The following is an 18,725-nucleotide window of genomic DNA, read 5'->3' as shown; positions in this document are numbered from 1 at the left end:
GACCGTCGCGCCCCGGGAGCGAACGCAATTTACAAAACTCGAGCGCGTTCAGAAAAGCTTCGAAGACGGCGCGGCGCCTGTCCGCCTCCTGCGTGCTGGAGACCGCCACAAAATGGCGGTCTCCGTCTGCAATTCGAGAGAAGCTCACACTTGTTGAAGCTCGCCTCCCGCGCATGATGTAACGTGTTCGATCTACACCTTCTTGAGGTTGATGACATAGACCGACACATTGGCGTCCGGGAAAGGTGTAATGTCGACGAGGGTCATGTCGTTGCCGCTGACGCTCGAAGTGTATTGATACAGTCTGCCATTCGCCGTCAGTTTCCCGACGCATGTATTCGCGTTGAAGGCATTTTGCGCCGCTCCGAAGTTGACGTTCACGTTGAGCGGTCCGATCGTCGCTTCGCCGGACTGAGTGAAGTTTCCATTGCCGCCCGCGGCAATTGTAATCGTCTGGGTAAGCGCAAACTTGACCGTAGCCTTCGTCTGCGTGTTGTAAATTTCTCCAGCGACGGATCCGACGAACTTGCCGACGGGCTTGGTGCAAACCGCATAGGCGGAGCTCGACCAAAACATCAGTGCGCTCAGCGTCATGAGAAGCTTTTTCATTCCAATCTCCATGAATTGTCGACATTATCAATTGAATTATACTGGTCAGTATTTGATAAAGTCAAAAGATAAGCGAATGGATTGCCGTCAGCCATCATCGAGGATAGTTCAGTCGCCGGATCGATTTTGACGCTTCGGGAAATAGACGGAGAAACGCGCCGACGCCGCGTCGCAGCGCCGTTTCGAGCTTGCCGCACGAGCCGTTGACGGCCATTTGTTTAACTGCTCCGATCCGTGTCCATGGGCAGCGCTGTGGAACGCGGAGACAAAGCATTGCAAAAGGCGCCGACACTGTATGTTCACGTTTTCGCGCTCGCCCTCCTGTCGACGACCGTTTGCGCGAGGGAAAAGGGCGGCGTTCGATTCATGGAGCCCTATGCGGTCGAAGGGTTGGGCGTTGGAGCCCCTGTCGTCCCCGGCTCATGGCAGTACAGACGATATAAATGTCAGCCGAGCGAGCAATATCAGAGTTCGATCGTCTGCCGCTTCAAAGAAACGAAGGACGGCGCCAGCAATGCGATCACAATTCTGCATCTCTACAACAACATCGTCACATATATAAATAAATCGGTTTCGCCCGCCTTTTTCACCCGACAAGAAATCGAGCGCGAACTGGCGCGGCTGTCGACCCAGTTCGGGAACGCGCCGCAAATTCGCACGTCACGCGCCGGCGTGATCGCGACATGGGGCGACATCGAACTTCAGCCATTGCATCCGCGCGCTTTGTCCGCGCTGGCCGGCGGGGACAATCCGAAACTCGGATTCCTCGTCGATTACCTCATGAATTTTCATCAGTCCGCAAGGGAGGGCCTTCCCGTCTACAGGCTTGCAGGCGGCAAGGGCTTCGTCTGGGTCGCCAGATTCGCGAGGCCGGGGCAGAATGGAATGCTCCGTTTTCTCGCGGCGGACCCTTCCCGGATGGAACAGACCTCCGCGCAGTTTCATCCTGTAGGAGAGGAGCCGGCCGAACCACCGCCGCCAGCGCCGGGGGGTTCTCGTGTCCCGGAGCCGGAATCGAAGCAGGACGCCACGTCGTGGGGCTCGGGATTTTTCATTTCCGCTTCGGGGAGCGTCGTCACCAACGCCCATGTCGTCGAGGGCTGCGACAGGCCCTGGATCATTGCCGGATCGGGAGCGCCTGAACCCGCGCGCGTAATCGCCCGCGACAGCGCAAATGATCTCGCCCTGCTCAAAAGCGAAATAAAGCCTTCCTCGACGGCGTCGCTGCGCGCAGGCGTCAGGATCGGCGAGGAGATCGCCGTATTCGGCTATCCGCTGGTCGGCCTTCTCTCGACAAAAGGAAATTTCACGGTCGGAAATGTCTCCGCGCTCGCGGGCCTTAACGACGACACGCGATACATCCAGATTTCCGCGCCGGTGCAGCCGGGCAACAGCGGCGGCCCCGTGCTCGACCGGAATGGCGGCGTGATCGGCGTGGTCGTCAGCAAGCTCAATGTCCTCAAGATCGCGGCGACGACGCAGGACGTGGCCCAGAACGTCAATTTTGCGATCAAGGCGACGGTGCTGATGAATTTTCTCGACGTCAACGGCGTGCGCTACGCGACTTCGAACGCGACGCAGCCCATGGCCTCAGCCGATCTCGCCGAACACGCGAAAGCGATGTCGACGCTCGTCCGGTGCGACAGGTAGACGAATTGGAGCGCGCAGGCCTCACGCCCGCGGCCCCAGCCGAGATCTGAGAAATTTATCGGGAGAAGCGCATTCCTTTTTCATGATACGAGCACTTCCGGGTCAGCGTCGTCATCTGTTTGGATGACGCTGCTCACAGCGGATCGCGGTAGCGTGAATCACGATCATTCGTTTCAATTCACATTGGACGACGAGCCGTGTCATGCAGATGCTATCTCAAGAAGATCAGGATTTTCTCAATCTTGAAAATTCCGTGTCCGAATTTTGCGCGCGCTTTCAGCAAAACGATCCCCACACGACAATAAGCTCGATTCACAAACTTTGCAGATCACTTGGGGATTATCTGCAGCACCAACCTGAAGACGTCGGCGAAATTCTTCGCTCGGCATGGCGGCTGCACGGCGCGTCACCATTCATAAGGAGGCTGCAGAGGTGGCCGCGTGGTTATCCGGGCGACTTCGAAACGATCGAATGGTTGGCTGATGCAACGCCTCGCATCGACGCGAGCGATCCAGCCTACTGGCTGGAATGGTACGCCCTGAACTGTCCGATCGCCCAGCAGCACAGGAACAAACTCGTTTGGCAACGAGGGATTATTGAGCGGGCGGCGCGACGAGGCGGCAGGATTTTGAATCTCGGCTGCGGCGGATGCGCCGACCTCGCCGGCGATCCGCCATTCCTCGAGGATTGCGACTTCACCCTCATCGACATGGACAGCGACGCCCTCGCACTCTCGGCCGACAGGCTGCGAAAGGCCCGGTCGGTGGCTTCAATCAAACAGGATGCTTTAAGGGGCGCTCGCGACGCGGCGACGTTGGGTCCTTTCGACGCCATCGTTTGCGGCGGATTGTTCGACTATCTGCCATCGCGGCACGTCAGCCGACTTCTCAATCAGCTTTCGGCTTCGGTAGCCGCCGACGGCTGCATCGCGTTCACCAACATTTCCGACAGCAATCCATACAGGATCTGGATCGAGAACCTGGCCGACTGGAAACTGATTCACCGCAGCGAAGACGACATACGTCGCATTGTCGCCAAAGCAGACGCGCCGTCCGCGAAATTGAGAATAGAACGAGATGCGTCGAAGCTGGCGCTCCTTTGCACGCTGCATTTTTAGACCTATGCCTGCCGCGTCAGCCGGGCCGCGAAAAACCCGTCGATCCCCGCAAGCCTCGGGTCTTCGTTCGGCCAGAAGCACGGCAGGGTGCGCAGGTCGCCGTCGCGATTGATGAATTCCGCCGGCACGCCCTCCGCGGCCGTGATCGGCTCGCGTCGGAAATCCGGATTGCGTCGCAGGAAGGCCGCTATCTGCTGCTCGCCTTCTTCCGGCTCCAGCGAGCAAGTGCAGTAGACGATGCGTCCGCCCGCCTTCGTCAGCAAGGCGGCGCGCGCGAGCATCTTGGCCTGCAGCGCGGCGAGCGTGTCGATGTCGCCGGGTTTCTTGGTCCAGGGCACGTCGGGATGCCGCCTTATCGTGCCCGTCGCGGAACAGGGCGCGTCGACGAGTATGGCGTCGAAAGGCTGCGCCTGATAGCCCGTGGCGTCGCCCACGGCGATATCGGCGCGCAGGTCGAGCCGCGCGAGATTTGCGGCGAGCAGCTTCAGCCGCTCAGCCGAGCGGTCCAGCGCAACGACATGGGCGCGCGCATGAACGAGTTGCGCCGTCTTGCCGCCGGGCGCGGCGCACATGTCGAGCACGCGCTCGTCGGGCTTTGCGCCGAGGAGACGCGCCGGCAGCGCGGCGGCTGCGTCCTGCACCCACCATTCGCCGTCGGCGTAGCCGGGAAGCTCCGGGATCGCGGCGCGCGTCCGCAGCCGCACGGAGCCCGTCGGCAGCACGAGGCCGTCGAGCTGTCTCGCCCATTCTTCCGGATTCGACTTCACGGAGACGTCGAGCGGAGGCTCAAGCATGTGCATGGCGGAGATGGCGTGCGCCGCCTCGTCCCCGTAGTGCTTGCGCCAGCGCTGGGCGAGCCAGGGCGGCGTGTCGTATTCGCCGCTCGCGGCGAGTTCGAGAAATTCCTCGCGCCGACGAAGCAGATTGCGCAGGACGCCATTAACGAGGCCGGCGAAGGCGCCGGTCTTGGGCTCGAGCCGCGTCGCTCGCACGGCGAGGTCGACGGCCGCGTGGTCGGCGGCGTCGAGAAACAGGAGCTGCGCGGCGGCGGCGATCAGCGTGTATTCGAGGCGCCCGGCCTGCCGCGGCAGGCCCTTCTCCAGAAGCTCGGACAGGACGTGACGGATGACGCCGAGCCGGCGGAGCGAGACGGTCGCGATGGAGCGCGTGAGCGCGACGTCCCGCGGGTCGAGGCCGGTGAGGCGCGAGGGCACCGCATTGGCCGAAAAACATTCGTCGAGCCGGTGGCCGCCCTGCACCACGTCGCAGATGATGGCGGCGGCCGCGAGACGGGCGAGAAGGCCGGGCGTCTTGGCCGCTTCGGCCTCGCGAGCGGCTTCCGCCGGGACGAAGCCCTGTCGCGCGGACGGCCGCGCCGGTTTCGATCGCGAGGGGGTTGATCTACTATTGCTGCTCACGAAATAGCCGTCTCCACTGCCCCGACGCGTCGCGAATCATACCACAAGCGACGCCTCGCAGGGCGAGGAAAGCAGGGAAAGCAGCCATGTCCGACGCGCCTCGCGCAAGCGACGACGACAAGCTTCGCGAAACAAAGAACAATTTGCCCGCCGCCGCACAGCGAGCGCTGGCCGAGGCCGAAGCTCGCCGCCGCGACGCTGTGGACAAGACCAAGGCGACGGAGATCGGGGGCCGCGGCGGGCTCGATCCCGCGCGCTTCGGCGATTGGGAGGTGAAGGGCGTCGCCAGCGATTTCTGAACCGGCCTACCCCACCCCCCTCGCCCGCAGGAAGGCCAGCATCCGCCCCCAGGCGTCGACGGCCGCGGCGTCGCGATAGCTCTCGCGGTAATCTGCGTAGAAGGCGTGGGGGGCGTCGTCATAAACGACAATTTCCGCCGGCGCCCCGGCCGCGGAGAGCTTCGCCCGCATGGCGGCTACTAGATCGAGCGGAATGCTCGGATCGGCGCCCCCGTAAAGGCCGAGCGTCGGCACGCGCAAGTCGCCCGCGATGTCGATCGGCCAGCGCGGCTGTTGGGCCGTATGGGGGCCGTCGAGGCGGCCGTACCAGGGCGCGCAGGCTTTCAGCTTCGGATTATGCGCCGCATAAAGCCAGGCGATGCGCCCGCCCCAGCAAAAGCCGGTGACGGCCGCGCGCGACACATCGCCGCCATTCGCGCCGGCGTGCGCCAGCGCCGCGTCGAAGATGGCCATGGTCTCGGCGTCCGGGACTTTGGCGACGATGGCGCGGATGGCGTCGATATCCGGCGCCGCCATCGGGTCGCCGTATCGGATGAGATAATCGGGGGCGACCGCGAAATAGCCCAGCTTCGCGAAACGGCGGGCGATGTCGCGGATATGTTCGTGCAGGCCGAAAATCTCCTGACCGATCAATATTACGGGTAGGCCGCGTCGTCCCTCCGGCCGGGCGACATAGGCGGGCGCGCCGTCCGGCAATGTCGTCATTGCCGCTTCCAGCCCCGCCTCGTCCGTGACGATCGTCTGTGGCGCGGCTGCGCCGGCCGCCTTCGCATATCCCTTGCCGCCGTCTTGTTGCGTCATCGCGGACCTCCGGGACGACAAACTGCGCGCTCGCCGGCGCCGGCGCAAGCCGCGACCGCCATGCCTTCGCGGCGGCGGCGCCTTCTCTTTGCGGAGAAAAGCGCGTATATCGCCGCTCCGATCGCGGAGAGGGCTCTCCGCGCTGGAGAGGGTAAGCCCGTGTTCGCCCCGAGTTCCGTCGCAAAGGCGCCCTGTTCCAGACACGCGTCGCGCCGCGCTCCCGCCCGCAATTCCAGAAGGACCATTCAATGATGCAGCAGCCGGGCGCGGAACAGCCGCAGACGATCACGCCGGTTCCGGCCTCCGGCCCCGAACTCGAGCATGGGCATGAGCACGGCAAGGGCGGACTCATCGGCCTCGTGATCGGCTCGATCGGCGTCGTCTACGGCGACATCGGCACGAGCCCGCTCTATGCGCTGCGCGAGTCGCTCGCCCATCAGGTCGAGGCCGACTCGCTCACCGAGGAAGCCGTGATCGGCTCCATCTCGCTCCTCATCTTCGCGCTGATTTTCACGGTCACGATCAAATACATCTTCTTCGTGATGCGCGCCGACAACCGCGGCGAGGGCGGCATTCTCTCGCTGATGGCGCTGGCGCAGACGGCGATGGGTCGGCGCACGCAGGTCGCCTTCCTGCTCGGCGTCGGCGGCGCCGCGCTTTTTGCCGGCGAGGCGATGATCACCCCGGCCATCTCGGTGATGTCGGCGATCGAGGGTCTCGAACTCGTGACGCATCGCTTCAGCGAATTCGTCATACCCATCACCATTTTCATTCTGGTGACGCTGTTCTGGGTGCAGAGCCATGGCACGGCGCGGGTAGCGGCCTTCTTCGGCCCGATCATGATCACCTTCTTCCTCACCATCGGCGTGCTCGGCGCCTCGCATATTCCCGACGCGCCGCAGGTGCTCGCCGCATTCGATCCGCGGCGCGGCATCATGTTCCTTGTCACCCATGGCTGGCTCGGCTTCGTGGTGCTCGGCTCGGTGTTTCTGGCCGTGACCGGCGTCGAGGCGCTCTATGCCGACATGGGCCATTTCGGCCGCTTTCCGATCCAGATCGCCTGGCTCTGCTTCGTGCTGCCGGCGCTGCTGCTCAACTATCTCGGCCAGGGCGCGCTGATCCTGTCGAAGCCCGAGTCGGTCGGCAACCCGTTCTTTCTGCTTGCGCCGGACTGGGGGCTCCTGCCTCTCGTCATCCTCTCCACAATGGCGACGACCATCGCCGCGCAGGCGGTCATCACCGGCGCCTTCTCGCTCGCCCGGCAGGCCATCCAGCTCGGCCTTCTGCCGCGCCTCGAAATCACCCACACCTCAGCCATGCAGGAGGGGCAGATCTACATCGGCCGCGTCAATCGCCTGCTGCTGATCGGCGTGCTTCTGCTCGTCATCGCCTTCAAGAGCTCGTCCGCGCTCGCCTCCGCCTATGGCATCGCCGTGACGGGCACGATGGTGCTGTCGACCTCGCTCCTCTTCATCGTCGCCTGGCGCAAATGGGGCTGGCCGCTGGGGGCGGCGATCCTGTTCGCGGCGTCGTTCCTCATCGTCGAATTCGCCTTCCTCGCCGCCAATCTGATGAAGGTCGTGGACGGCGGCTGGGTGCCGCTGGTGCTCGGCGGCTGCGCGATGATCGTCATGTGGACATGGGTGCGGGGAACGCGGCTTCTCGCCGAAAAGACCCATCGCGACTCGCTTCCCATCATGGAGCTGATCGCCATGCTGGAGAAATCCCGTCCCACGCGCGTGCCGGGCATGGCGATCTTTCTCACGAGCGACCCCAATGTCGCGCCCACCGCGCTCATGCATAATCTCAAGCATAACAAGGTTTTGCATGAGCGTGTGCTGGTGATTTGCGTGAAGACCGAGGACCGGCCCCGCGTCGCGCCGGAGAAGCGTTTCGAAATCGAGAAGCTTGCCGAGAACTTCTACACCGCGAAGCTGCATTACGGCTTCATGGAAAGCCCGCGCGTGCCCGCCGCCCTCGCCGCCATGCGCAAGGCGGGGCTGAAATACGACATCATGACCACGAGCTTCTTCCTCGGCCGCCGCTCGATCAAGGAAAGCCCCGCCTCCGAAATGCCGGCCTGGCAGGACAAGCTCTATGTCGCGCTCACGAAACAGGCCGCGAACGCGACGGACTTCTTCTCGATTCCATCCGACCGCGTGGTGGAGCTGGGGGCGCAGGTGACGATCTGACGCGCGCCTTTTCGGACCGAGCGAAAAGGGTGGACGAGAGACGGGCCAGGGACTAAGCCATCGGTTGAAAAATGGCGGCATGACCCATCACGAAGACCGCTGAACCGGAAAGAACTCGAAGCCTTATGTCCACTCGCATCGACGACCGTTTCAACGCCCTGAAAGCCGAAGGGCGCGCCGCCCTCGTGACATTCGTGATGGCGGGCGATCCCGACCCCGCGACCTCTCTCGACATCGTCAAGGCGCTGCCAGCCGCCGGCGCCGACGTGATCGAACTGGGCATGCCCTTCACCGACCCCATGGCCGACGGACCGGCGATTCAGGCCGCGGGCCTGCGGGCGCTCAAGGCCGGGATGACGCTCAGGAAGACCCTGAAGCTCGTGACCGACTTCCGCGCGGGCGACAACGAAACGCCGATCGTGCTGATGGGCTACTACAACCCCATTTATGTCTATGGCGTGGACAAGTTCCTCGCCGACGCCAGGGCGGCGGGCGTGGACGGCCTGATCGTCGTCGATCTTCCCCCCGAAGAAGACCAGGAGCTGTGCATCCCCGCGCGCGACGCGGGGCTGAACTTCATCCGCCTCGCCACGCCGACGACGGACGACCGGCGCCTTCCCAAGGTTCTCGAAAATACGTCTGGCTTCGTCTATTATGTCTCGCTGACGGGCATCACTGGCGCGGCGCTCGCGGATTACGCCGGCGTGAGTCAGGCGGTGAAACGCATCAAGGGCCATACGGGATTGCCGATCGCAGTGGGCTTCGGCGTGAAAAACGCGGCGAACGCCGCGGAAATCGCGCGGACGGCGGACGGCGTGGTGGTGGGCTCGGCGCTGGTCGAGGCGCTGAAGGCGTCGCTCGACGCTGGTAACAAGGCGAGCCCGCAAAGCGTCGAGGCGGTGACGTCGCTCGTCGCGAGCATCGCCGGCGGCGTGCATGGCGCGAGAAGCCCGGCCCCCGCGAAAAGCGGCGCGTTTTCCTGGCTGACGAGGCTCTGGTCATGAACTGGTATTCCAACGTCGTCCCGCCCAAGATAAAGGCCCTCATCAAGCGCGAGGCGCCGGAGAATCTATGGGTGAAATGCCCGGAGAGCGGCCAGCTCGTGTTCCACAAGGACATCGAGGCCAATCTCTTCGTCGTGCCGGGCTCCGGCTATCACATGCGCTGTCCGGTCGAGGTGCGGCTGACGACGCTGTTCGACAATGGCGAGATGGAGTTACTGCCGACGCCCGAGGCGCCGGTCGATCCGCTGAAATTCCGCGACATCAAGCGCTATGTCGACAAGCTGAAGGAATATCGCGTCAAGACCGGCATGCAGGACGCGGTGACGCTCGCAAGCGGCAAGCTTGAAGGCTCGCAGGTCACGGTCGCCGTACAGGATTTCGACTTTCTCGGCGGCTCGCTCGGCATGGCGGCGGGCGAGGCCATCGTCGCCGGCGCCGAACATGCGCTCGCCAAGCGCACGCCTTTCATTATCTTCACCGCCTCCGGCGGCGCCCGCATGCAGGAGGGCATGTTCTCGCTGATGCAGATGCCGCGCACGACCATCGCCGTGCAGCGCCTGCGCGACGCGAAGCTCCCCTATATCGTCGTGCTGACGAATCCGACGACCGGCGGCGTCACAGCCTCTTATGCGATGCTCGGCGACGTGCAGATAGCGGAGCCCGGCGCGATCATCGGCTTCGCCGGCGCCCGCGTAATCGAGCAGACGATCCGCGAGAAACTGCCGGACGGCTTCCAGCGCGCTGAATATCTGCGCGACCATGGCATGGTCGACATGGTGGTGCCGCGTCAGGAGATGCGCGAGACTCTCGCGCGCCTGTGCGGCCTCCTGACCAAGTCGCCGCCGCGCCGCGCCGCGTAATCTCGAGAAAGGCGCGACCCGCAATGGATCAGCATGACGCGATCCTGTCGCGACTGCTCACGCTTCATCCCAAGCGCATCGATCTGTCGCTCGGCCGCACCGAGCGGCTGCTGGAGGCGCTCGGCCGTCCCGACCTGCGCCTGCCGCCGACGATCCATGTCGCCGGCACCAACGGCAAGGGCTCGACCATCGCCTTTCTGCGCGCGATGCTGGAGGCGGCGGGCAAGCGCGTGCATGTCTACACCTCGCCGCATCTGCTCCGTTTCAACGAGCGCATCCGGCTCGGCGCGGAGGGCGGCGGCAAGCTCGTCGACGACGACCGGCTGAATGCGGCGCTGGAGCGCTGCGAACAGGCGAATGGCGGCCAGCCGATCACCTTCTTCGAGGTGACGACGGCGGCGGCCTTCTCGCTTTTCGCCGAGACGCCCGCCGACTGGCTGCTACTGGAGACCGGCCTCGGAGGGCGCTACGACGCGACCAACGTCATCGCCAATCCGAAAGCGACGATCGTCACTTCCATCTCTCTCGACCACATGGAGTTCCTCGGCGATACGGTCGAGAAGATCGCCTATGAAAAGGCCGGCATCTTCAAGCGCGGCGCGGCAGCCATCGTCGGATTCCAGTCCGAGGCGGCGGAGAAAGTGCTGGAGCGCGAGGCCCGCCGCGCGGGCGCGCCGCTCGTCGTCGCGGGGCGCGACTTCCATGTTCGGGAAGAAAATGGGCGGCTCGTCTTCGAGGACGAGCGCGGACTCCTCGACCTGCCCCTGCCCCGCCTCGCGGGGCGTCACCAGCATGAGAACGCCGCCGGCGCCATCGCCGCGCTGCGCGCCGTCGTCCCGGACATTCCGACGGGCGCGATCGAGGCCGGGCTGACGCGCGCCGAGTGGCCCGCCCGGCTCCAGCGGCTGGTGCGCGGCCGGATCGTCGAGCTCGCTCCCGCAGGCGCCGAGATCTGGCTCGACGGCGGCCACAATGAAGACGGCGGCCGGGTGCTCGCCGAGGCGATGGCCGAATTCCACGACCGCGCGCCGCGCCCGCTGGCGCTGATCTGCGGCGCGCAGACGACCAAGGATGTGGGCGCGCTGCTGCGGCACTTCGCCGGTCTCGCCCGCGAAGTGGTGGCCGTGCCCGTCGAAGGCGAGCACAAGAGCTGGCCGCCGGAGGAAGTCGCCGCGCTGGCGAAGGCCGAGGGCATCCCGAGCGCCGCCGCCGCCAACAGCGTCGAGGAGGCGCTGTCGATCCTGCGGATGCGGAGCTTCGACCAGCCGCCCCGCGTGCTCATCGCCGGCTCCCTCTACCTCGCCGCGACGGTGCTGGGAGCGAACGGGTCGCAGATAGAGTAGGCCGCGCGCATCCCACACGAATGTAGTAAGAGCGGCAATCGACGGTTTTTCGGAGCGTAAGTAATGACCCTGATGTTGGCCAGCGTTCTGTCGCGCGAGGAGGCGGAGATCGCGCTCGCGCACGGCGCCGACATCATCGACTGCAAGGACCCCGCCCGCGGCGCGCTCGGCGCCCTGCCGCTCGCGCAGGTCTCCGAAATCGTCGCCGCGGTTAACGGCCGCCGGCCCGTGAGCGCCGTCGTCGAACTTCCGCACGACGTGGCGCACGCGCGCCGCGACTTCGAGGCCGCCATCGCGACTGGCGTCGAATATGTGAAATTCGCTTTGCCCGTCACGCCCGACGCCGACGAGATCATCGAGGCCTTGGCCCCCCTCGCGGCGCGCGTAAAACTCGTCGCGGTGATCTTCGCGGACCTCGGACCGGACTTCGACCTTCTTCCCGCCCTCGCCCGCGCCGGTTTCCACGGCGCGATGCTGGACACGGCGCACAAGGGCAAGGGCCGCCTCATCGACATGATGAACATCGGCGACCTTTCCGAATTCGTCGCCAAATGCCGCGCGTTGGGCCTCGCCTCGGGACTCGCCGGCGCGCTGGAGCCGCCCGACGTCCCGCGCCTTCTCGTCACGGGCGCGAGCGTCATCGGCTTTCGCGGCGCGCTTTGCGCCCACGGCGACCGGCGCGGCGCCATCGACGGCCGCGCGACGGCGCTGATCCGCGATCTCATCCCGCTCCAGCGCGGCGAGAGAGTGGCGCCCGTCGCCGACTGGTCGCATCTCGGCCGCGGCTATATCCAGCCGCCCAGCGCCAATGACACCGACTGCGTCTTCCTGCACGACTATGTCGTGCCGATGGAGGTCGGCGCCTATGCGCATGAATATGGCCATACGCAACGCGTGCGTTTCAACGTCGACGCCGACGTGGCGCGCGCCAATGGCGCCGACGACATGCGCTCGGTCTTCTCCTACGACGTCATCATGGACGCGATCAAAATGATCCTCGCCGGCGGCCACATCGCCATGGTCGAGACGATCGCGGAGCGGCTTGCGGAGAGCGTGCTGCTGCATGAGCGCGTGCGCTCGGTGACGGTGCAGGTCGAAAAGCTCGACGTTGCGCCCGGCGCCGTCGGCGTGAAGATCCGCCGCGAGCGCGTCCATGAGGACGCGCGCCGCCAGCCCTACGCGCCGAACTACGCCGATGCCGTCGAAGACTGAGGCGCGGCCGCTCGTTGTCGCGAAGATCGGCGGCAGCCTTCACGCCTCGCCCGATCTCGCGCGCTGGATCGCGGCGCTGAAAAACTATCCGCACAGGCTGACGCTGGTTTCAGGCGGCGGCCCCTTCGCAGACGCAGTGCGCGCCGCGCAGCCGAAGATCGGCTTTCCGGATACGGCAGCCCACGCCATGGCCGTGCTGGCGATGGAGCAATATGCGCTGGCGCTCGCGAGCCTTCACGATCTCGACCTCGCCGGAACGCGCGAGGAGATCGAGGCGATCCACGCCCGCGGCCGCGTCGCGCTCTGGCGCCCCTCTCCAATGGTCGGAGCGGCGCGCGACATTGCGCCGGGCTGGGACGTGACCTCGGACAGTCTTGCGGCCTGGCTGGCGAGAGAAACGAATGCGGCCGCGCTACTGATGATCAAGAGCGTCGATGTCGGCGTCGATCTTGCTTTGCGCGATCTCGTCTCGGCCGGCGTTGTCGACCCGGCCTTTCCAACCTATGTCGACGGAACGCCCGTCTTCGTCGCCGGTCCGCGGGCGCTCGCTGATGCAGCGCAGCTCTTGACCGGCGGCGCCCTGCCCGGCGTTCCTGTCGCGGCATCAACACAGAAGATCGCCTCATGACAAAAAAGAACGTTGTGACGCCGCGCTGGGGCTGGGCGCTCACCGGCTCGGGACATTTCTTTACCGAATGTCTCGAAATGATCCGCTCGCTCGATCACTGCGATCTCTTCGTCAGCAAGGCGGCGGCGGAAGTCGTGCGCATGTACAAGCACGACCTCGACCTGCCGGACACGATCCGCATCTTCAAGGACACGACAGCGAGCGCCGCGCCAGTCGGCGGCTTCTATTACAACGTCTATCACACGCTGGTCGTCGCGCCCGCGACCTCGAACACCGTGGCGAAAGCCGTCGTCGGAATTTCCGACAATCTCGCCACGAATGTCTTCGCGCAGGCCGGCAAGTGCCGCGTGCCGACCATCGTCTTCGCCTGCGACACGGCGCCGGAACTCGAAACGCGCGCGCCAAAGGGCATGGTGATGGTCTACCCGCGGCGCATCGACCTGGAGAACACCGACAAGCTCAAATCCTTCGAGGCGACGCAGGTCGTCGAGAGCCTCGCGGCCCTGAACGAGGCGGTCGAACGCCGCCGCCGCGAAGTCACGCCGCAAGGATAGGCGCGCCAGCGGGCGTGCTTCGAATGAAAGACATTGCATGAGCGAGCGCCTGCTGTTCCTCACCGGCCATCTGGCCTTTCCGCGGCTCGAGCGGATGGTGGCGGGCTTCGGCGAGACGGCGCGCGACTGGCGCATTCACGACATTGGCGTGAAGGTCGCGGCGTTGATGACGCAGGAGATCATCCAGCGTCGCCTGCCCCGGCCCGTGGAGGCGGATCGCGTGATCCTGCCCGGCCGCTGCCGCGCTGACCTCGACGCGCTCGCCAGGGAATTCGGCGTGCCCTTCGAGCGCGGGCCGGAGGAAATCGCGGACCTTCCCGCCTATCTCGGCCATGGCGGCCGCGCGCCCGATCTCTCGCGCCATGACATGCGCATTTTCGCGGAGATCGTCGACGCCTCGAAAATGACGGTCGACGAGGTGGTGGCGAAAGCGCTCGTCCTGCAACGCGGCGGCGCCGACGTCATCGACCTCGGCTGCCTGCCCGATACGCCGTTCGACCATATGGAAGAAACCATAGCGGCGCTGAAGGCGAACGGCCTCAAGGTGAGCGTCGATTCCGCCAATGTCTCCGAACTCGAGCGGGCGGCGAGAGCCGGCGTCGATCATCTGCTGAGTCTCGACGAAGAGACGCTGCGGATTCTTCCCGATAATTCATCCGTCGTTCCGATACTCGTGCCGCGCCCGCACGGCGATCTCGATTCGCTTCAGCGCGCGGCGCGGATCGCGCACAGACGCGGAATCAGCGCGATCCTCGATCCGATTCTCGATCCGATTCACTTCGGATTCGCGGCGTCCATCGCGCGCTATGTGGAGCTGCGCGCGCGCGAGCCCGAGGCCGAGATCATGATGGGCACGGGCAATCTCACCGAACTCACCGACGCGGACTCGGGCGGCGTCACGGCCGCGATGCTCGGCATATGTTCGGAGCTCAATATCCGCCATCTTCTCACCGTGCAGGTGAGCCCGCACACGCGTCGCACGCTGCAGGAGCATGACGCGGCGCGGCGTCTCATGTACGCGGCCCGCGCCGATCGCGCGTTGCCGAAGGGCTACAGCGACGCGCTTTTACAATTGCACGACCGTCGCCCCTACGCCGCGACGCCGCTCGAAATCGCCGAACTCGCGCGCGAATTGCGCGACAGCAATTTCCGAATCGATACGACGCAGGACGGCGTGCATATCTACGCCAAGCGCTTCCACCACGTCGCCGGCGACGCCATGTCGCTCTTTCCGCATCTGGGCGTCGAGCACGACGGCGCGCACGCCTTCTATCTCGGAACGGAGCTGATGAAGGCCGAGATCGCCTTCAAGCTGGGCAAGCGCTATCGCCAGGACGAGCCGCTGGACTTTGGCGCGGCCGTGGACATTAATGAAGAGGACGCCACGCGCTTCAAGGAAATGGGACACACCATGCGCAAGGCGGGCGAGGGACGCGCGGAAGATGCCTCTGATACATGAATGCGTCGTGACGACGCTCTCTCCCGTCGGCCGCCCGCATATCGCGCCTCTCGGACTGATCGAGGATGGACCTCACTGGATCATCGCCCCCTTTCGCCCCTCCGCAACGCTCTTCAATCTGAGCCAGACGCCGAAAGCCACCGCCAGCTTCACGGACGACGCGCGCGTCTTTGCGGGGCTCGTCGTCGGTCATCGCACCTTTCCGCTGACGGACATAGAGAACTGGCCGGCCCCGCGCCTCTCCTGCGCGCTGGCCCATGCGGAACTGGAAGTCGTGCGCGTCGAGGAGGATGAGATTCGCCCGCGTTTCATCTGTCGCGTGAAGCACACGGAAGCGCATCGCCCCTTTCTCGGCATGAATCGCGCCCGCGCCGCCGTGCTGGAAGCGGCGATTCTCGCCACGCGTCTCGGACGCCTGCCGCGCGAGAAGATCGAGAGCGAAATCGCCTATCTCAGGATCGCAATAGACAAGACGGCGGGAGAGGCCGAGCGCGAGGCTTGGGACATGGTGATGGAAAAGATCGCCGAGCATCTCTCGCGGGAAACCGCCTAGGCGCATTCTGCGAAAGCCGGCAGACTTTTGCAGCCAGAATGCGAGCCGGCTTCATGTTTTTGCGCGCTACTTCTCTTCCAGTAACGCGAGCGCCGCCGCTGGCGCGCAATCGGACGCCGCCGCGCACAAATCCTCCGGCGCGCAGATGAAGTCCGCGAAATCCTGATAGGGCCGCGCCATCATTTGCGCGAGACGCGCGACAAGCGCGCGGCCGACGCCGGCGCCGATGAAGGGCGCGTCAGGCGCGATCGCGTCGCGCGAGGCGAGGAGCGCGATCTGGTCCTCGATGGCGCGCATCTGCGCGCGCGCGAAATAATCGGCCAGCGCGCGCGCCTGCGAATCGGAAAGCTGCGCGGCGTCGCGGCCAATGAGGCGCGCAAGCCGCGCGCGCGAAGCGGGAATCGTTTTCGGGCGGCCGTCGGCGGTTGGCGAGAGATCGGCGCCGCTCTCGCCCTCCGGCAAATCGCCGAGCACGCGGCGCACGTCGGCCATGGAGGCGAAGGCCTCGTTGACGAGCGGCGTCCACGCCCCGTCGATTGGCGCGCGCGACGCATAGGCCTGCGGAGACCCGCGGCTGAAACCGGCATAAGCGAGTTCGCCGGAGGCAAGCCGCTCGGCGTCAGTCGCGCCCGAGGCGCTGACGCAGCCGTTGCGGATGGGGATCAAATCGCTCGTGGTCGAACCGATGTCGACGAACAACGCTTCGGCGCAATGCTGCGCGGCGAGTTCGGCGCTCGCGCGCCAATTGGCGGACGCCACCGACCCGGCGAATTCCGGCAGCGCCGCGCGCGAAACGAAACCATCCGCGCCGGCGTAGAAAAGAATATCGCCCGCGCCGATCTCCCGCGCGACGATCGCCGCAACCGAGATCACGCCGCGCGCGCGGTCCTCGAAAGCGTCGGACAATTCAGCCGTCATCGTGACGCGATGACGCTCGGCGGAGCCGAGTTCCGCGAGCGTTCCCCGAATCGGCTGCTCGAGATGCGCGAGGCCCATATGCGGCGCGCAGGCGCGCTGGGTGACGACGACAAGGCGACCATCTTCCGCCCGCGCGGCCTTCACATGCGCGCCGCCAATGTCCCAGCCGATGACGCTCGTCATGCTTCCTCGAAACGAAAAAGGGGAGCCCTGCGGCTCCCCTTCGATCTTACGCCGTCGCGCGAAATCAGTTCGCGGCGAAGGGGTGCTTGGCCTCGTTGCGCTTGGCGACGACTTCAGCGGCCTTCGGCTCGCCGCGAACGGCGCGGGCGATGGCTTCCTTCGTGGCCTGATAGTTGTAGTCCTGGATCTTCTTGTCGTCCGAAGCGTCCCAGTGAATGAACACGCCGACCGAGATGAACAGGTCGTCGGCTTCGGCAACCGGGATCACGCCCTCGGCGACCGAGTCGGCGACGGCCTTGGCGACGCCGTGCTGAGCCGGGCCGAACATCTGGACGGCCTGCTTGGCGCCCTTGATGGTGACCTTGTTGAACAGGATCGTGTTGGGCTTGCAGAGCAGGTTCGGAGCGACGACCGCGAGAAGCGTCGTGAAGCCGTCCTTGTTGTTGACGAGAGCGTTCGCGAAAGCGAGCTCGGCGGCCGAACCGCGCGGTCCCATGATCAGGTCGATGTGCGCGACTTCATTGCCTTCGCCAACCAGCGACTCGCCGACCAGCATCTTGTTGATAACTGCCATGTGCGTTCCCTTTCAAAGAAACATTGCATCCCGCCAGGGGCGGCGGGCGTTTTGCCAGGAGCCGGACACACGAAGGCGCCGGCCATGAGAAAGCGCTGCGGACAAACGACCGCGGCGCGGACTCAACCAGTTTTGCGCGCGCTTGCCAAGCTCCTCGCCCGGCAATTGCGCGCGCGTCTTACACGAGCTGACGCGCGAGGGCGAAAGCGTGACGGAAGTCGAGGCAGAGCGGCTTGTCGGAAGTGACCATCTGCTTGAAGAGGCCCGACTCCGCGCCGTATTTCACATTGCCGATGGCCAGCGCGCCGATGCCCAGCGCCCCATGCTCGGAAACGACGACGCCGTTGTCGTGCAGGCCGCAGCCTTCGACGCCGAGCGGCGGCACGGCGTTCACGTCGGCGGCGATCAGCAGGCTCTTCGCCGCGTTGAGGTCGTCCTTCGACAGGACCTGCACGCCGGCGCGGGCGGCGCAGAGCGCGATCTCATGCTCGACGAGCAGCGCGCGCACCATTTCCGGCGAGCTGCCGTCGGCCGGCTTCACCTTGATGTTGAAGCGCTTGCACATTTCGTCGGCCTGCTTGGCGACGCGGTCGAGGCCGCTGTAGCCGACGATCGTCACTTCGGCGCCTTCCAGCGCAGCGATGACAGCCGAGGAATAGCCGACGACGCCCGTGGCGCCGTAAATCACGATCCGGGAGCCCTTCAGCTCGCGCTGCTTCTTGTCTCGCAGCACCTTCTCGACGCAGGCGACCATCGCGCCGGCCGTGGTGAAGGAGCCGTAGGGGTCGGCGAAGAGCGAAACCTCGAAGGGCTTGAGCAGCGCCTTCTGGGCGGCTTCGAGCATGTCGAGGGCGAGCACGGCGTCGCGGCCCGCGAAGAAAATGCCGGTCTTCAGCGCCGCGGAGGGCGCGCGCGAGAACATCGCGTCCTGCACGAGCGCCGTGACTTCATCGAGAGTGACGTTGGTGTAGGGAATCGCCGCATCATAACCGGCGTCGAGGGCCATGTTCACGTCGAAGGGGCTCATATGCTTCAACGTGCTGAGCATGTGCAGAATTGCTTTGGCCATGGAATTTCCCCAACCTTTCTGTCGTTTAAGCGTCGCGCCGCCGCAAACCGGCGGGCGTGGCGGGAGGACAGGCTCCGGCCCTGTCGTTTTTCGAAGATTCCGGGCCAGAAAGAACGGCGCGGCGCGGCGCGCCTCGCCCCGCCCGGAGCGACGACAGGCTTAGAACCCAGAACGCCGCCGATGTCCAGAGGCGATTGCGGCTTCTCCGCAGGCTTTCCCGCTGTGGATTAACGAGGCATGACACAGATCAAGCCGCCCCGCCGGACCCGCCCGGTTGACGCT

18 protein-coding genes are annotated in these 18,725 nt (G+C 65.3%); 12 read left to right on the top strand and 6 right to left on the bottom strand.

Translation table 11 applies throughout. From position 1 onward, the window contains the following. Positions 1-192 precede the first annotated feature (192 nt). Complete coding sequence (locus LG047_RS16435; protein ID WP_227967819.1) at positions 193-609, bottom strand: hypothetical protein; 417 nt, start codon at positions 607-609, stop codon at positions 193-195. 273 nt (positions 610-882) lie between these two features. Here LG047_RS16435 and LG047_RS16430 point away from each other — a divergent pair, with 273 nt between their 5' ends. Continuing rightward, entirely contained in the window at positions 883-2,259 is a 1,377-nt protein-coding gene (locus LG047_RS16430; RefSeq protein WP_227967818.1) for a S1C family serine protease, read from the top strand. Positions 2,260-2,461: 202 nt separating this feature from the next. Next, positions 2,462-3,376, top strand: a complete 915-nt coding sequence (locus LG047_RS16425) for a bifunctional 2-polyprenyl-6-hydroxyphenol methylase/3-demethylubiquinol 3-O-methyltransferase UbiG (RefSeq protein ID WP_227967817.1) — start codon at positions 2,462-2,464, stop codon at positions 3,374-3,376. Positions 3,377-3,378: 2 nt separating this feature from the next. Here LG047_RS16425 and LG047_RS16420 read toward each other — a convergent pair whose 3' ends face one another. Then, positions 3,379-4,794, bottom strand: coding sequence for an RsmB/NOP family class I SAM-dependent RNA methyltransferase (locus tag LG047_RS16420; RefSeq protein ID WP_036282857.1), 1,416 nt, complete (start codon positions 4,792-4,794; stop codon positions 3,379-3,381). Positions 4,795-4,880: 86 nt separating this feature from the next. On the opposite strand from LG047_RS16420, the gene LG047_RS16415 reads away from it, so the two are divergent. Further along, on the top strand, positions 4,881-5,093 hold the full coding sequence (locus LG047_RS16415) for a DUF1674 domain-containing protein (RefSeq protein ID WP_227967815.1): 213 nt from the start codon (positions 4,881-4,883) through the stop codon (positions 5,091-5,093). 6 nt (positions 5,094-5,099) lie between these two features. Here the strand turns inward: LG047_RS16415 and LG047_RS16410 are convergent, their stop codons facing one another. Further along, complete coding sequence (locus LG047_RS16410; RefSeq protein WP_227967813.1) at positions 5,100-5,894, bottom strand: dienelactone hydrolase family protein; 795 nt, start codon at positions 5,892-5,894, stop codon at positions 5,100-5,102. A gap of 248 nt (positions 5,895-6,142) precedes the next feature. Here LG047_RS16410 and LG047_RS16405 point away from each other — a divergent pair, with 248 nt between their 5' ends. The 9 genes from LG047_RS16405 (at position 6,143) to LG047_RS16365 (ending at position 15,699) form a co-directional block, all read left to right on the top strand. Further along, the gene (locus tag LG047_RS16405; RefSeq protein ID WP_036282862.1) at positions 6,143-8,086 is read left to right on the top strand and encodes a potassium transporter Kup; all 1,944 of its coding nucleotides are present in this window, start codon (positions 6,143-6,145) and stop codon (positions 8,084-8,086) included. A 125-nt stretch (positions 8,087-8,211) separates the two neighbouring features. Further along, the gene (gene trpA, locus LG047_RS16400) at positions 8,212-9,090 is read left to right on the top strand and encodes a tryptophan synthase subunit alpha (protein ID WP_227967812.1); all 879 of its coding nucleotides are present in this window, start codon (positions 8,212-8,214) and stop codon (positions 9,088-9,090) included. After that, positions 9,087-9,950: an acetyl-CoA carboxylase, carboxyltransferase subunit beta gene (accD, locus tag LG047_RS16395; protein ID WP_227967810.1), complete on the top strand. Its 864-nt coding sequence runs from the start codon at positions 9,087-9,089 to the stop codon at positions 9,948-9,950. Before trpA ends, accD begins: the two co-directional genes overlap by 4 nt. A gap of 23 nt (positions 9,951-9,973) precedes the next feature. Beyond that, positions 9,974-11,293: a folylpolyglutamate synthase/dihydrofolate synthase family protein gene (locus tag LG047_RS16390; RefSeq protein ID WP_227967808.1), complete on the top strand. Its 1,320-nt coding sequence runs from the start codon at positions 9,974-9,976 to the stop codon at positions 11,291-11,293. A 63-nt stretch (positions 11,294-11,356) separates the two neighbouring features. Then, positions 11,357-12,505, top strand: coding sequence for a (5-formylfuran-3-yl)methyl phosphate synthase (locus tag LG047_RS16385; protein ID WP_227967807.1), 1,149 nt, complete (start codon positions 11,357-11,359; stop codon positions 12,503-12,505). Next, positions 12,489-13,133, top strand: coding sequence for a uridylate kinase (locus LG047_RS16380; protein WP_227967805.1), 645 nt, complete (start codon positions 12,489-12,491; stop codon positions 13,131-13,133). Before LG047_RS16385 ends, LG047_RS16380 begins: the two co-directional genes overlap by 17 nt. Further along, positions 13,130-13,687, top strand: a complete 558-nt coding sequence (locus tag LG047_RS16375) for a flavoprotein (protein WP_036282872.1) — start codon at positions 13,130-13,132, stop codon at positions 13,685-13,687. Before LG047_RS16380 ends, LG047_RS16375 begins: the two co-directional genes overlap by 4 nt. A 37-nt stretch (positions 13,688-13,724) precedes the next feature. Further along, positions 13,725-15,146, top strand: coding sequence for a DUF6513 domain-containing protein (locus tag LG047_RS16370; RefSeq protein ID WP_227967804.1), 1,422 nt, complete (start codon positions 13,725-13,727; stop codon positions 15,144-15,146). Beyond that, positions 15,130-15,699: a DUF447 domain-containing protein gene (locus tag LG047_RS16365; protein WP_227967802.1), complete on the top strand. Its 570-nt coding sequence runs from the start codon at positions 15,130-15,132 to the stop codon at positions 15,697-15,699. The genes LG047_RS16370 and LG047_RS16365 overlap by 17 nt, the downstream gene beginning before the upstream one ends. Before the next feature lie 66 nt (positions 15,700-15,765). On the opposite strand, the gene LG047_RS16360 is transcribed toward LG047_RS16365, so the two are convergent. The 3 genes from LG047_RS16360 to LG047_RS16350 form a co-directional block, all read right to left on the bottom strand. Next, positions 15,766-16,800 (bottom strand): hydantoinase/oxoprolinase family protein, encoded by a 1,035-nt coding sequence (locus tag LG047_RS16360; RefSeq protein WP_227967801.1) that lies wholly within the window; start codon positions 16,798-16,800, stop codon positions 15,766-15,768. Positions 16,801-16,864: 64 nt separating this feature from the next. Beyond that, entirely contained in the window at positions 16,865-17,374 is a 510-nt protein-coding gene (gene fae, locus LG047_RS16355; RefSeq protein ID WP_036282879.1) for a formaldehyde-activating enzyme, read from the bottom strand. 178 nt (positions 17,375-17,552) lie between these two features. Continuing rightward, positions 17,553-18,443 (bottom strand): NAD(P)-dependent methylenetetrahydromethanopterin dehydrogenase, encoded by an 891-nt coding sequence (locus LG047_RS16350; protein ID WP_227967800.1) that lies wholly within the window; start codon positions 18,441-18,443, stop codon positions 17,553-17,555. Positions 18,444-18,725 lie beyond the last annotated feature (282 nt).

The sequence above is a fragment of the Methylocystis sp. WRRC1 genome (assembly GCF_020733155.1).
In the GTDB taxonomy this organism is placed as follows: domain Bacteria; phylum Pseudomonadota; class Alphaproteobacteria; order Rhizobiales; family Beijerinckiaceae; genus Methylocystis.
Note: the sequence above shows the minus strand (reverse complement) of the source record. Positions and strands in the feature narration are given on the sequence as shown.

Excerpts from the sequence above, each read along its gene's own strand:
- LG047_RS16405 (WP_036282862.1), top strand. The coding sequence starts at position 6,143 with ATGATGCAGCAGCCGGGCGCGGAACAGCCGCAGACGATCACGCCGGTT.
- LG047_RS16365 (WP_227967802.1), top strand. The coding sequence starts at position 15,130 with ATGCCTCTGATACATGAATGCGTCGTGACGACGCTCTCTCCCGTCGGC.
- LG047_RS16385 (WP_227967807.1), top strand. The coding sequence starts at position 11,357 with ATGACCCTGATGTTGGCCAGCGTTCTGTCGCGCGAGGAGGCGGAGATC.
- accD (WP_227967810.1), top strand. The coding sequence starts at position 9,087 with ATGAACTGGTATTCCAACGTCGTCCCGCCCAAGATAAAGGCCCTCATC.
- LG047_RS16380 (WP_227967805.1), top strand. The coding sequence starts at position 12,489 with ATGCCGTCGAAGACTGAGGCGCGGCCGCTCGTTGTCGCGAAGATCGGC.
- LG047_RS16415 (WP_227967815.1), top strand. The coding sequence starts at position 4,881 with ATGTCCGACGCGCCTCGCGCAAGCGACGACGACAAGCTTCGCGAAACA.
- LG047_RS16390 (WP_227967808.1), top strand. The coding sequence starts at position 9,974 with ATGGATCAGCATGACGCGATCCTGTCGCGACTGCTCACGCTTCATCCC.
- LG047_RS16350 (WP_227967800.1), bottom strand. The coding sequence starts at position 18,443 with ATGGCCAAAGCAATTCTGCACATGCTCAGCACGTTGAAGCATATGAGC.
- fae (WP_036282879.1), bottom strand. The coding sequence starts at position 17,374 with ATGGCAGTTATCAACAAGATGCTGGTCGGCGAGTCGCTGGTTGGCGAA.
- LG047_RS16410 (WP_227967813.1), bottom strand. The coding sequence starts at position 5,894 with ATGACGCAACAAGACGGCGGCAAGGGATATGCGAAGGCGGCCGGCGCA.
- LG047_RS16370 (WP_227967804.1), top strand. The coding sequence starts at position 13,725 with ATGAGCGAGCGCCTGCTGTTCCTCACCGGCCATCTGGCCTTTCCGCGG.
- LG047_RS16435 (WP_227967819.1), bottom strand. The coding sequence starts at position 609 with ATGAAAAAGCTTCTCATGACGCTGAGCGCACTGATGTTTTGGTCGAGC.
- LG047_RS16360 (WP_227967801.1), bottom strand. The coding sequence starts at position 16,800 with ATGACGAGCGTCATCGGCTGGGACATTGGCGGCGCGCATGTGAAGGCC.
- trpA (WP_227967812.1), top strand. The coding sequence starts at position 8,212 with ATGTCCACTCGCATCGACGACCGTTTCAACGCCCTGAAAGCCGAAGGG.
- LG047_RS16425 (WP_227967817.1), top strand. The coding sequence starts at position 2,462 with ATGCAGATGCTATCTCAAGAAGATCAGGATTTTCTCAATCTTGAAAAT.
- LG047_RS16375 (WP_036282872.1), top strand. The coding sequence starts at position 13,130 with ATGACAAAAAAGAACGTTGTGACGCCGCGCTGGGGCTGGGCGCTCACC.